The 12892-nt window shown below is 59.2% G+C and carries 11 protein-coding genes and 2 pseudogenes; 7 read left to right on the forward strand and 6 right to left on the reverse strand.

The window, feature by feature from the left end; all coding sequences use genetic code 11:
- Positions 1-193: 193 nt before the first annotated feature.
- Positions 194-312 (forward strand): annotated as a pseudogene (locus BC363_RS33505) (HU family DNA-binding protein); the annotation flags it as partial.
- Between the two features lie 108 nt (positions 313-420).
- Here BC363_RS33505 and BC363_RS14865 read toward each other — a convergent pair.
- The 3 genes from BC363_RS14865 to BC363_RS14875 are packed head-to-tail and all read right to left on the reverse strand — an operon-like array spanning position 421 to position 3807.
- Positions 421-1362, reverse strand: a complete 942-nt coding sequence (locus BC363_RS14865; RefSeq protein WP_141690319.1) for a hypothetical protein — start codon at positions 1360-1362, stop codon at positions 421-423.
- The gene (locus tag BC363_RS14870) at positions 1349-3013 is read right to left on the reverse strand and encodes a hypothetical protein (protein ID WP_065782566.1); all 1665 of its coding nucleotides are present in this window, start codon (positions 3011-3013) and stop codon (positions 1349-1351) included. The genes BC363_RS14865 and BC363_RS14870 overlap by 14 nt, the downstream gene beginning before the upstream one ends.
- Positions 3010-3807, reverse strand: coding sequence for a UPF0489 family protein (locus tag BC363_RS14875; RefSeq protein WP_065782567.1), 798 nt, complete (start codon positions 3805-3807; stop codon positions 3010-3012). The genes BC363_RS14870 and BC363_RS14875 overlap by 4 nt, the downstream gene beginning before the upstream one ends.
- A gap of 136 nt (positions 3808-3943) precedes the next feature.
- Here BC363_RS14875 and BC363_RS14880 point away from each other — a divergent pair, with 136 nt between their 5' ends.
- Positions 3944-5023 (forward strand): ATP-binding protein, encoded by a 1080-nt coding sequence (locus BC363_RS14880; protein ID WP_065782569.1) that lies wholly within the window; start codon positions 3944-3946, stop codon positions 5021-5023.
- Positions 5024-5200: 177 nt separating this feature from the next.
- Entirely contained in the window at positions 5201-5974 is a 774-nt protein-coding gene (locus BC363_RS14885) for a hypothetical protein (protein ID WP_065782575.1), read from the forward strand.
- A gap of 128 nt (positions 5975-6102) precedes the next feature.
- On the opposite strand, the gene BC363_RS14890 is transcribed toward BC363_RS14885, so the two are convergent.
- The 3 genes from BC363_RS14890 to BC363_RS14900 are packed head-to-tail and all read right to left on the reverse strand — an operon-like array spanning position 6103 to position 8019.
- Positions 6103-6903 (reverse strand): TIGR02391 family protein, encoded by an 801-nt coding sequence (locus BC363_RS14890; protein ID WP_065782580.1) that lies wholly within the window; start codon positions 6901-6903, stop codon positions 6103-6105.
- A 54-nt stretch (positions 6904-6957) separates the two neighbouring features.
- Positions 6958-7551 carry a mobile mystery protein B gene (locus BC363_RS14895; RefSeq protein WP_065782583.1) on the reverse strand — a complete coding sequence of 198 codons (594 nt, stop codon included), beginning with the start codon at positions 7549-7551 and terminating at the stop codon, positions 6958-6960.
- Between the two features lie 3 nt (positions 7552-7554).
- Entirely contained in the window at positions 7555-8019 is a 465-nt protein-coding gene (locus BC363_RS14900) for a mobile mystery protein A (RefSeq protein ID WP_065782585.1), read from the reverse strand.
- A 297-nt stretch (positions 8020-8316) separates the two neighbouring features.
- On the opposite strand from BC363_RS14900, the gene BC363_RS14905 reads away from it, so the two are divergent.
- The 4 genes and pseudogenes from BC363_RS14905 to BC363_RS35950 form a co-directional block, all read left to right on the forward strand.
- Positions 8317-9096, forward strand: a complete 780-nt coding sequence (locus tag BC363_RS14905) for a Hachiman antiphage defense system protein HamA (protein ID WP_065782587.1) — start codon at positions 8317-8319, stop codon at positions 9094-9096.
- Entirely contained in the window at positions 9080-11263 is a 2184-nt protein-coding gene (locus tag BC363_RS14910; RefSeq protein WP_244519878.1) for a DEAD/DEAH box helicase, read from the forward strand. The genes BC363_RS14905 and BC363_RS14910 overlap by 17 nt, the downstream gene beginning before the upstream one ends.
- 369 nt (positions 11264-11632) lie before the next feature.
- Entirely contained in the window at positions 11633-12643 is a 1011-nt protein-coding gene (locus tag BC363_RS14915; RefSeq protein ID WP_065782589.1) for a methyltransferase, read from the forward strand.
- Between the two features lie 17 nt (positions 12644-12660).
- Positions 12661-12851 (forward strand): annotated as a pseudogene (locus BC363_RS35950) (hypothetical protein); the annotation flags it as partial.
- Positions 12852-12892 lie beyond the last annotated feature (41 nt).

Below are 12892 nucleotides of genomic sequence, written 5' to 3' on the forward strand. Positions count from 1 at the left end.
CTACTTCGCCGCATGGCGTGGTCTGCCCTCGGAAACTACGGATCGGCCTGGTGGAACCGCCCACTCTGCCGACAAACAGGAACTGGCGGCTCTGGTCAAACAGGGCTTAGTGGAGGCTTGAGCCGTATGCGGGGAAACTCGCACGTACGGTTCTTAGGGAGGAGCGACCCGGCAACGGGTCGTTCCTACCCGACAGGACACGCCAGAGCGCGAGGCACGCAATCCGGCAACCGGCGCAACCATTAAGGTTGCGGCTGCAAAGAAGGTTACTTTCACGCGGCCAAAGCACTCAAGGATGCCTTGAACAAGTGATGTTAAACGAGGTCCGGTCCCAAGGGGAAAAGAAGCGTTGCTTCGGTTAGATGCCACTTCTGCCAAACGGACCTCGGTTTCCCCTTACCTGCGCCTGAAAGGTCAAGTTCAAATTCGCTTGGCGTTGGTAACGCTGTCCGCTTCGCCGGCGCGGCTCTCATGGATTGCGTCAAAGGCGGTCCGAATAGCCAGTGACACATTAACACGCAGCAGCCCCAGCGCGTTGCGCCGAGCTGTCAACCACTCATCCTCAAGCTCTTTCGCGGCTTTTTTCTTTTCCGGATTGTCCATCATGCCGGAGAGATCCACCAGGTCTGCGAAATGGCGCAGGCTTGCTTCTCGCCCTCGTTCCCAGCCGACGATCTCGTATTCGACGTCGGGTTCGTTGCCATCGGTGAGGCCCCAAGGCTGTACACGGCTGACATTTGGGATCCGACCGAAGTAGTCGAAGCGGGTGTAGACGTACCTGCGGTCTGCGATCTCCAGGATCATGTCGCCATTCAGCCGGGTATCGGGAAGATAGACATCCGAGTGAAGGCGAAGTGTGCGATGCAGCCAGAAATCATCGTCCGCCCAGTTGCCCTCGGCAGCGTTTGCCGGCCACGGAAACTTGGGGTGATGATTGTTGTAGTCCTTGTCCAGGAACATATCGAGACGAGAGGGGAGCCGCCCTCGCGCCGAGGTGAAATCATCGAGAATGACGTGAGACAGGCGCGCAGCAGTGAACAACTCGGCGCCCGCCCGGATCAAAGCGCCGGTGAGCGCCATTTCGCCGATGCCGAACTGGTCCCAGTATCGCGTGCTGTGCTTGCCGGACTTATCATGATCCGTCGGCGGAGCAAGCCGATGTTCAATCAGGACATTGAAATTGCGCAGCGATATGCGTGCGGCCAGCGCAAGCTCGGAGGATGTGAACAGGTTGATGGGTGCGTCTTTTCGGGGTCTAGCCATGGTCACTAGATAACATCCATAAACCGGAAGTTCAATATAAACATCCGGTTTATGGGAGTATTTTTCGCCTGCGGCCTCTAAAGCCTCACCGTCGGCCACCTGGCTCCGGGAACGCAGCCGCGAGTGCGTCGGTATAATCCTTGACCGAGTGACGCAGCACAGGGTCCGCCATGGCGACAAAGGTTTTGAGCCGTTCGCCATATCGCCCCTTTAGATGGCGATTGCCCCCTGAAATAATCGAGCGGATCAGCATTGCGCGCATTTGCCCTTCCAACCCTTTTCGCGAAAGAGAAGCAATGTCCGACAGAACGCAGTCATGGAGATAGCCGGCAAAGGTGTCGCCAATCCTGTTGGACAGCGCAACGGTCGCCATGGCGGTGCCAAGAGCTACGGCAGCATCCATCGGGATAACGCCTGACGCAAACTCGCCGTCATCGGAGACCGCGGCATGCGGCGACGATTTGTCGAGGTGCCGGATATTTTTTACCCAATCGCCGAGCACGTCGAAAATTTCGTACATCAGGCGCGCATTGCGCGTGGGAAACTCGGCGAGTGTGTCGATTGTTTCGCGAGAGGTATCGTAGATATCGTCCAGCTCCTTGAGGATGAGCGGCAGGTAAAACAGCCACATGTGATAGGGCACACCCTGTCGCATGGCCTCGTGCACCATGATGTCGAAGTACCGGACGCAGACGAAGGTGGGGTCTCGCCACCGCTGGTCGTCGAAATTATCCGGAAGGTCGTTGAGGTCGTCAGCGTAGCCGCTCTTCGCCCCCCCACGGATCATGTTAAGGATCTCGTCGCCGACAGGCTTCCAGGCTCCAAGCTTATGAGCGACCTCGGCATCCCCAAACAGATATCGAAGAAGGACATTCTCCTCCGGAATTGCATAGCCACCTTTGTCGCGGAGATTCTGGTTGTGTTCGATCTCCTGGTAGAGCCTGCTGCCAGTGTCGGCGATCAAGTCCCGAAGGACCTTGTCCGAGAAGTCGAAGCGAATTTGTAGCTTGATAGCCATCAGGTCCGGCAGAGCGTCCGGCCGCAGCGTTACGAGGAATTTCCTCAACTCCTCCGAGCGTAAAAGAACGCGTGCGATGTCATGCGCGACGGCCTCGGCTTTGTGGCCGGCCGGGAGGACATACCTTATCCAGCGAATGCGGCGCCTGAAGCCCTCGTAGATCCGTTTGCCATAGCCTGCCTCCGGCTGCTCTTTCTCATCTTCCTCCAACTCGACCGGCATGATCGCCCGGATATTCCGGCGGCGAACCCAGTTCGCATCGGCCACCCAATCGTGCATCCTCTGCCGGCGCAGGCGCCGCCCAGCCGCTGCTTCTATCAGACCTAGATGCGAGCGTATGAAATCCAGCAGTTCCGCAAAGCGCTGCTCGTAAAGCAGCGTCTGAACGATTTTGCCGATGGTGGTCAGCGACCGCGGCCCGGGTTTCAGGAGGAAGCTAAGGCCGCCTGCCGCGATCATCCAGACGAACACGACAAGAAAAGCGGCCTGCGGCGGCGCAAAGCGGCCGTCACTCGGAAAGACCAACCAGCGGCAGGCGTCGGCGTTTGGCAGTCGGCACGGTTGCCCGAGAAGTGCAAAGAACTCGAAATAAAGAACAAGCAACACCGCCAGAAGCGCCAAGGGGATCTGAACGGCAAGGTGCAACTGCGCGCGCAGGCGCGTGACCGGCGAAACGATGGCGTAGAACGCGATGAAAAGCGCGAGAAAACTCAAGAAACCGTCGAGGGTCACCGGATGCCTCCCATAGCGCCCGGATGAAGGCTCAACCCGACACCCAGGAAGTCATCCTGATCGAAGTCGACATAGTCCTGAAAGACCGAGACGAGGACATCGGCCTCAACCGGCGTGTACCCTGGCGATTGGCAAAGGATCACGTAGTCGAATGGCTCCGTCGCCTGATAATGGTCGACCGAAACCTTCTCGAACGGGATCGCTGGTTCCAAGACGTGCGGTAGGGTGCGCAGTTCCTCCCCCGAGCTCGCCTCGTCGAGACGGGGGACGTATCGCAACTCCATCGCACCGCAGCCCGTGTCGAAATCCCGGAAAAGGAAAGGCATCAAATCATCACCGCCATGCGCATGATGCACATAAGTCAATGATCTGAGCCAACGGCATGCCAGTGCATAGGACAGATAGTTGCTCGGCGCGAGGCGCTGCATTCCTTCGCGTGGGATCGCTCCAACGCGCTGTTTTGGCGCCAGGCCAAGAAGCCTCCCACCGATATCCTTCCACGACGCATCGCCAAAACCCGTTCCCAGATCGGAATGGGCGTCGATATGGGTGAGGGTGAGTGGCGTAGCGCCGTTCCCAGACAGCGCATCCAGGATGGGGAAGGCTTCGTCATGATGGATGATAAACCGACCTTTCGGCCTCAGTGGTCCGCGCTTCAGCATGCACTGGCCTTCAAGGAAATCCCGAAGCTTGTCCTCGTCCCATGGACGCATCGTTGACGGTGCCCGGGGCCGCCGGTCGATCGAGCAAATCTGATCGAGGAAAATGTCGAGGTCGATATCGGCGAGGTGCAACTTCTGCTTTCCGGACGTCTTTGATCTCAAAATACTGTTGCTTAAGGGTGCTCTTCTCAAGCGCGCGTTGATCTCGATCCGACAGAATGAAATGTTACCAACAGAATTTGTCGGCAAACATTGCGAGGGCTGCAGAATGAACGAACGAGCGGCTCCGCCGACCATCGATGGCATCACCTCCGGCCTCGTGACCGAGGGGCAGCACTACGAGTTCAAGGCTCGTCTTAATCTCGACGAGCAAAGGGGAAAATCGAACTTCATCGATGACGTCGTGGCCTTCCTGAATTCCGGCCCCGGTTTTCTTGTTGTTGGCGTACACGAAAAGAAGGGCGCCTTTGAACGGTTCGATCCTCTGGATGGCGATCGCGACGCCTTGCAGCGCCGCATCACCTCGGTCATCCAGGACAACATCGAACCCAAGCCGTTGGGCGTGCGTGTTGAGTTCCTTGATCTCGACCCATCAAGGTTCGTCCTATGCCTCGATCTTCCCGATCATCGGCTTCGGCCCTATCAAAACAAGATCACGGGTGGCTTCTATCTCCGCACTGGCGCGCAGAACACGCCGATCCCCCGCGACCAGCTCCACGCTCTTTTCACGCCGATCGAGAAGCTGGAGGCCGATACTGCAAAGCTGATGGAGCGTGAAAACTCCGCAGTCGAGACGCGCGACATCATGCAGAAGAACGGCGCTACCCTGCATATCGCCATCGTGCCGCAAGAACATTACGAACGAGATCGCGCGCCTTTCGATCCCGGACGGGGCGTTCTGAAAAGGATGCGCTATTATCACGCCGAAGATGGTGGCGTTTACAAGGGATGCGAAGACGGCGTCGAGGTCTTGGAAAAGACCTTTCAGGAAGGCCGCTCAATCTCACGCTTTTTCATCGGGGATGACTGGCTCACCCACTCCTACGTTTCCCATCCGTTCGCTGTTCGCAAGGGCGAAGGCCGCCTGACGATCCATGAGTTTCGTTCCGCATTCGCCCGCTACATGGGCGATATCCAACGTGTGTTCGACGACGCCGGCATACGCGGACCGTTTGGGGTCCTGTTCGCAGTGAAAAGCCTGCAGCGCAACCCGGACCTGAAATGGGCCTTTCCCAACGCCGGTGCTGCCAATATCGGCAGGCCAATCCGCGTCGCTCGCGTGGATGACCCGGTGCTTCTCGATCGCTTCTACGACAAGGTGAGCAGCGTGTCGGTCTACGGCCGATAACGATCGGTAGGTGTGAGCCATTGACGAATCACCGCCCTCTCGCGATGCTTTTGCACGGACCGTAACTCCCAACCTGTCGCCAAGTTAAAAGCTACCCCCTGCCTCGACCGTGCACGCCGAACCCTGTCCATCGGCTGCTGATTAAATGGCGTCCGGCTGCCGAAACGAGGTTTCGTCATGCATTTGCTTGTCCATCGAACCGATTTGCCATCCATTAAGGAGAGCCTAAGAAAGGCCCATCCTGAAACAAAGCCAACGCACCGCACCGAGGCGGCCGCGAAGGGCTTCGGCTTCTTCACCTATGCCAGTTTCTTGGACTCACTGAATACCGGCGGACTGTCGGTGAGCGTTGACGATGCGCTTTATCGTTCCAGTCTGTGCGTTCCCCCGATCGTAAACAGTGGCAAGCACGACCGGGCTCTTTCGCGCGCTGTTGCGCGAGCCATGCTGCGCAACGTGCTTGACCAGCATCCGGATCTGACACTTCGTGGGTTCGATTCCATCTGGCATGGCAATCACAATGAGTTGCGCAAGTCGACGGCAGAGCGGGAAGCTCTTTTTGCAGAAAGGCGGCGCGAAGCCTATGACGGCGACTGGGCCGCTGACCAGTTCGAATTGGCGCTGATTTTCCTCGCACGGCAGGACAGGATCAAGTCGCTCAACCGCCAGGCGCGGAGCTATAGTCTGAAGCATCGCGCCGAAAACCTCTCCCGAGCATTCGGCCTATTTACCCATCTGGGCGACTACGTCGCCAACGGCATGCTTATCGCCGCCGCCCTCACAACGGGCTTCACGGTGAAGCGTGCCGCGTTTGATTCATACGACGCCTATCTCAACATCTCCATGCAGACGGTGAACGCGTCTCGAGGCTGGAGCAGGAACTCGCGGGAAGAGGATCGTGCAATCGTCCTTGCGATGTACGGGCCGCGGGTGCTGGCTCACGCCGCATGAACGGAAAAGGGCGGGACGCCGTTTCCCGCCCACCTTCATCAAGACGCGACGCGGCAGCAACAACCTCGTCCGATCGTGTTGCTGGCTTGTCGACAATCATATGCTTGCCTTTCAGAGGGGTCGACGTCTCACGCTCGGGGTAGCATGACCGCAGCATCAATGCGGCGATGCATCAGCGAAACCATTGAGAAAAGATCTTCTGCGTCGTCTTTCGACATCTGCCAATGGACCCTTGGGGCATGCGCGGTGGTGTTGCGAAACATGCTGAAAGTGCCTTTGACCAAGTTGCAAAACCCCCGTTGCTCACTCTTTTCGCTTTCGCTGGCCAGGGTGTTGATCGCGAGCATCGGCTGGTCACCGCCAAAGGCTCGATCGACAAGGACTGCCCCATCATCCGCCAGACCGGTACGTTGCCGGGTTTTTTCGGCGACGCTTTTCACGGCCTCGAGCACGGCATGAAAATAGTTATCTGAGAGCAATTCCTCCCGGCAAAAGCGCAGAACGTCCGGGTGAACGCCGCGGCTGGTCAGATCCGACCTCAATTCACGCGCGCGCCGTGTCGCTTGTGAAAGGGTCTCGGCCGCCTCGACAGACCCCAGAGCGCCGGAGGCTTCAACAGCCAGGCCGGCGAACGCCAAGGCCCGGTTGAGATTGAGCCGCATCGGTTCGAAGCGCTCCGGCTCACGAGCGAAACGCTCAGGCTTCATCGCCTTTCGGATGAAAGCGATGATGTGGGTGCGCATTTGGCGACTGTTCTGGTCATTGGCAAACGCATTATAAAGCCTGTGGCGCTTGGTCATCTGGGGTGTCGTATCAACGATTTTTACCGTCGCCAGAAGATGGGCGATTTCAGAACCCGTCAGGCCGTGTTCCGTATCCCCCAGCGCATCCGCAATGGCCTGCAACTGCGACTGCGTGAATGTCTTCATGTCAGTCCTTTCTTGCTTCCAGTTTGAGAAGCTCACTTACCATGTTCGAAACACTCAAGATCGGGCGAACTCCAGCAAGGGTCCTATATCGTGATCATCGGCTGCTCGAAGCGCCGCAACATAACGGGCGCGGGTCTCGCCCGCATCCACCAGGTTTGCCCTGCCCCAGCTAAACGGCGGTAGTCCAAGCTGGCGCGCGAGCAGATCGCCGGCGAGGCGAGAGAATCGGCCGTTACCGTTCGGAAAGGGATGGATGGCCACGAGCCTGTGGCTGAACCGGACAGCGATCTCGTCGGGCGGGTACGTCTCGTGTTCGACCCAGTAGCGCACATCGTCAACCACCTGCCTCACATCCATTGCAATGCGATAGGCATCGACGCCGATGTTGCGGGGGGTTGTCCGGTACTGGCCAGCCCAATGCCAAACGTCCCCAAACATGCGGCGGTGCAACTCGCTGAGGAATTCCTGGGCGAGCACGTCCCTTTTTCGCGACGTCGCCCATCGTAAACCTTCGCCGATGTTGACTTGCTCGGCCTCGTTCAATTCGTGCCGCAATGTGATGTAGGAGGGGATCAGCTGCTCCCGCTCCTCAGCGGTTAGCGGCGTATTTGCTTCGTCGTCGTCCTGGAAAAGAGGATCCTCCTCCATGGATCAATCCTCGTCCCACAGGCGTCGCCCAGAGTCTGCAAGCAAAGCATCGATGAGCCGACGACGTTCGTCCTCCAGGTCCGACTTAACCAACGCCTGGTTTTCCAGCCGCATCGTATGATCGAGCCGTATCATCTGCTCGCCGACTTTTTCGGCTGCGCGCTCGCGAAGGATGTCGTCTAGTGGCTTGATTGGCACGAAAGCGTAGACGAAGGTGCAGTTCATCGCCGCGGCCGCTTCCCGAAGCGTCTTGATCGTGGTCGCACCCGAAACTTCCGCCTTCTCGATCGCCGGTATACGGGAGGGAGCCGCACCCATACGCATGGCGAGCTGCCGGGTGGTCATGCCGAGGGCCTCGCGGATGGCTTTCATCCAACCCCGAGGCGGTGCGATGAGCTTCAGCTCCCGCACAGGCGCGAGGCGTCGTTCCAACTGTTTTCGCGCGAGCGCAGCTTGATTTTTGTTCATCTATTTGTGTCCATTGCGGAGAATATATAGCATATAAAAATGAGCAAAGATATCGCTCTTGAACACACAAACGTATGCAATACGATCTATATCGATCACAAATATATGAGCATTTTTTCGGCAGCTCCGTTCGTGGCGGCGAGTTTCTCACGATGGACAATCGGCCGAGCTGTCGTTCGAAAGATTCGGTAGCACCGCCGCCAGAGAGACGATCGATGAGGCCTTGCGCCGAGCCGCTGAAACCGGCATGCCGTTTTCACGCGCTCGCGACCTCGTCGCGAATTGAGGAAAGGCAGTATGGTTCAATTCAAGGACTGGTGCGATTACAACGACACGCCTGTCGGAAATCACCACATCCGAGTCATGACAGGTCGCGGAGCCGATGCCGCAACAGCTGTCCAGGTGACAGCAAAAGCGCTGCCCGCTCACTACGCTGCCGAGGAACGCATCGCGAGAGCGCTTGCAAGGATGGGTAAAACCAAGGCGGCCAAGTTGATCACCGATCTGCTTCCACAAACGGCGCAGATCCGCTCGGGCGACCTTGGGGAAATCTATGCAACCGAATGGATCAACGCTCATAGCGGCTATTATGCGCCCATTAAGCGCCTTCGCTGGGGAGATCACCGCGACATGGCGATGCGCGGGGACGACGTCATTGGAATAGTCCTTGATCCCAAGACCCAACGCCTGCGCTTCCTCAAGACGGAGGCAAAAAGCCGCGCCGCCCTCAAAACGAAAACACTCAACGAGGCGCGAGCGGGGCTGGACAAGGATGGTGGCCTCCCATCCCCACATGCACTGTCATATATCGCGGCCAGGCTGATGGAGCTTGGCAAAGACATGCCGCTCGTCGACGCGATCGACGACGCGCTTTATAACCACGGCATCGCACCGGACAGCGTCCGACATCTCCTTTTCACTTTCTCCGGAAACGCTCCGCATGCGCTGCTGACGCAGGCCCTCCAGTCCTATACCGGCCCAATCGGACAATGGGGTGTCGGCCTGCACGTCGATGGCCATACAGCCTTTGTCGGAGCCGTTTACGTGAAGGTTATCGCCGATGCCAACCAGCCCTGAGGCAATTATTGCTGCCATTGCGGATGCGACGAGCGCGGGATTTCGCGGCAAACTGATTGCCCGAGGCCAGGCTCGCGGGATGATCTGGCGCGACGGTGTTCTACCTCCAGAGGCACCGCTCTTTTCACCCCAGCTCAGTTATGATCTTCACAGCTACGCCTATGGGCTGCTTGGGCTTGGTTTGCGGCTCCTCGACCTCGGCGGCGATCCAACCCAAGCGCGCATCGCTTTTGAACAGGCGGCGACCGCACTTGAAGCTGTTATGGCGAAAGGCCACCGTGCGGATCCTGACCGCGACTTTCATTTCGTCATGGCCGCGGCGAGCTATCACCTCGCCCACCTGTCAGCCCGGGCCTACTCCCTGCTTGCGATCGTCGCTGTGGAGGAAAATTTCTCCTATATCGAACAGGCGCTCGCCCTGCTCATGCGCCGGGACATCGACGCGCTGCGCAGCCGGGTTCATGCGTTCCGCCTTGACGGTGAAGGGTCGGACGCAAGCATTGCGGACCTCTTTCAGCGCCGCCTCGCCGAGCAGACGGCCGACGACGCGGATGATCGAGATGGACATGACTTCCTGTTTGAGGGTCTCGATCTGGCCCTGACCGACGCCTTCTTCGGTGCTCTCTCGATGTTCCTGCTCGCGCTCGATCGCGGCGAACGTGATCTCGTCGACCGGGCGATCGCCCAGCTTCGTGAAGGCCTCGACATCTGTGGGGAATTGAACCTTCTTCCGCAATGGTGGGGCCACCGGGTTGCTATCCATCTGCTTTCCGATCTCTGGTCCAGCACCTTCCATGAGAAAGTGCCTCTCATTCCCGCCGGCACGGCTGTGGCTTCATGGCGCAGCCTTCGAGAGCTGTTCATCGCCTTGCTCGCTCGGCGCCCGAGGGCGGAGGTGGACTTGTGGCCGTCACAGACGGCGGCTGCGGCGCGCGCCGTCGATCAATCCGACAATCTCGTCGTCTCATTACCGACCAGCTCCGGCAAGACCCGGATCGCCGAGTTGGCAATTCTAAGGTGCCTGGCCGGTGGGCGGCGGGTCGTGTTCGTAACGCCGCTGCGGGCGCTATCGGCGCAAACGGAAACCACGCTTCAGCGCACCTTTGGCCCCCTCGGCAAAACCATTTCCGCCCTATATGGCAGCATTGGCGTTTCCGGGTTCGATGAGGACGCTATACGCGAGCGCGACATTGTCGTAGCAACTCCGGAAAAGCTCGATTTCGCTTTGCGGAACGACCCGTCGTTGCTCGACAAAGTCGGGCTGCTTATCTTCGACGAAGGCCACATGATCGGTCCGGGCGAACGCGAGGTTCGATACGAGGTCCAGATCCAACGTCTTTTGCGCCGCCAGGACGCCGACCAACGCCGCATTGTCTGTCTTTCCGCAATCCTTCCAGACGGGGACCAGCTCGAGGATTTCTCCGCGTGGCTGCGCCGCGATCAGCCCGGCGGCCCCATCAAAGATGACTGGCGGCCAACTCGCCTGCGTTTCGGCGAGGTGAAATGGAATTCGTCGACCGCGCGGCTTGATCTTCGCGTCGGGGACGAAAGGCCTTTCGTCCCTCGGTTCCTAACTGGCGCGGCTCCGCCACGGTTCGTTCCTCCGAAAAAGCTCCGGACTCGGCTATTCCCCGATAACCAGCAGGAGCTGAGCCTGGCAACAGCCTGGCGGCTCGTTGGCGATGGGCAGACCGTTCTGATCTACTGCCCGGAGCGCCGAAGCGTGGAACCGTTTGCCAAGATCATTGTCGATTTGCACTCGCGCGGCGCGCTTTCCTCTCTGCTAACCGTCGATCCGGCCATCCTGCGGACCGCTATCGCCCTTGGCGAGGAATGGCTCGGCGCAAAGAGCGACATCTTGAAATGCCTCCGGCTTGGGGTGGCGCTTCACCACGGCGCGCTGCCGACAGCCTATCGAAAGGAGATCGAACGTCTCTTGCGCGACGGCGTGCTCAAGGTCACGATCTCATCACCAACGCTCGCCCAGGGTCTCAACCTCTCGGCGACGGCCGTCATCATGCATTCGCTCTATCGGCACGGCGAGAAGATCAAGGTTTCCGAGTTCAAGAACGTTACCCGTGTGTGGGTTTTACTTCGTCATTGCAAACGGCAAAATGTCATATGTCCGTTAGCGTTAGCCGATACATGCGACCTAATTTTCCGCTAACGATTTCAGTGAAACTCATGTTTTGCCGAAGCGATTGCACAATCAACCTCAACGGCCGCTCGAGCGATTTCGGATGAGGGCGCGACGCATAGCGCAAGCGCCTTGCGAGCGGGACCGGGGAAATCATCAGCACGACACGACGCGAGCAATTCCGCCTGCCACCTGAAATCACTCAACGCAATTTTCGGTTGGGCTCTGAGCTAGTGATTCTTGATTAATTGCACCCCATCGCGAAACGCTCTATTTTCCCTTGCAGGGTGCCTCGACGAGACGGGACGGGACGTCTTGGCTTCGCAGCGGCCGGACCACTTCGATTTCCGCACCAATCCCAGATGCCGTTCGACGACACGATCCACGAGGAGACGAGCGATGGCAACGACGCCGGACAACATCATGCAGCTCGGCATGGGGTTCTGGGCCTCCAAGGCCATGCTCAGCGCGGTCGAGTTCGGCGTCTTCACCGAACTCGCAGCCGGCCCGGCCGACCTGCCTGACCTGCAGGCCCGGCTGAAACTACATCCCCGCTCGGCCCGCGACTTCCTCGACACGCTAGTAGCTCTGAAGCTGCTCGAACGCGAGGACGGCCGCTATCGCAATGCCCCTGATACGGACCTCTTCCTCGACAAAGCCAAGCCGTCCTATATCGGTGGCATCCTCGAAATGGCCAATGCCCGGCTCTATGGTTTCTGGGGCTCGCTGACCGAAGCCCTGCTCACCGGAGAGCCGCAGAACGAAGCCAAGCACAGCGAAGACTTCTTCGCCGCGATCTATGCGGAGCCGGCACGGTTGCGCGGGTTCCTTGAGGCCATGAGCGGGATTAGCGCCGGTGCGGCGCAGGCGATCGCCGCCAGGTTCGACTGGTCGAAATACACGACCTTCGCGGATGTGGGCGCGGCGCAGGGCATGGTGCCAGTGGTAATCGCGCGAGCCCATCCGCACCTCCAGGCCATCGGCTTCGACCTGCCCGCCGTGCAGCCGATATTCAACGAGTTCGTCGCCCGGCAGGGCCTCGCCGACCGCATCCGCTTCCAAAGCGGCAACTTCTTTGACGGCCCGATGCCGAATGCGGATGTAATCGTGATGGGGCACATCCTGCACGACTGGGATCTTGCCGAAAAGAGGAAGCTGTTGGACAAGGCCTTCGCCGCGCTGCCGAACGGCGGGGCCCTGATCGTCTACGACGCCGTCATCGATGACGAGCGCCGCAGCAACGCCTTCGGCCTGCTGATGAGCCTGAACATGCTGATCGAGACCCGCGGAGGGTTCGACTACACCGGGGCCGACTGCCAGGCCTGGATGCGCGACGCCGGTTTCGTCTCCACACGCGTCGAACCGTTGCTGGGGCCGGACTCCATGGTGATCGGCTTCAAGCCGGATTGAGCGGAAACCGCAACCGGACCGGCCATTTGCTGCGCGCCGCCTTGCCTCCTCGGCCGATATCGAGGAGCGCAACGTTCAAAAACATCTGGGGCACGTTCCAGCTGAGTTGACGCGCAAACAAACAGCGCCGCGCTCGCCCGCTTCCGCTTTAAAGGCCCTCCCCGTAACCGGGGCAGATTTGGTGGCAGACTTTTCGCCGGTCCACTGAGGGAAGTGTGAATAAGTGAGGGCGGGATGTGTTGTGTGGTG

The organism is Ensifer sp. LC384, assembly GCF_001695865.1.
In the GTDB taxonomy this organism is placed as follows: Bacteria; Pseudomonadota; Alphaproteobacteria; order Rhizobiales; family Rhizobiaceae; genus Ensifer.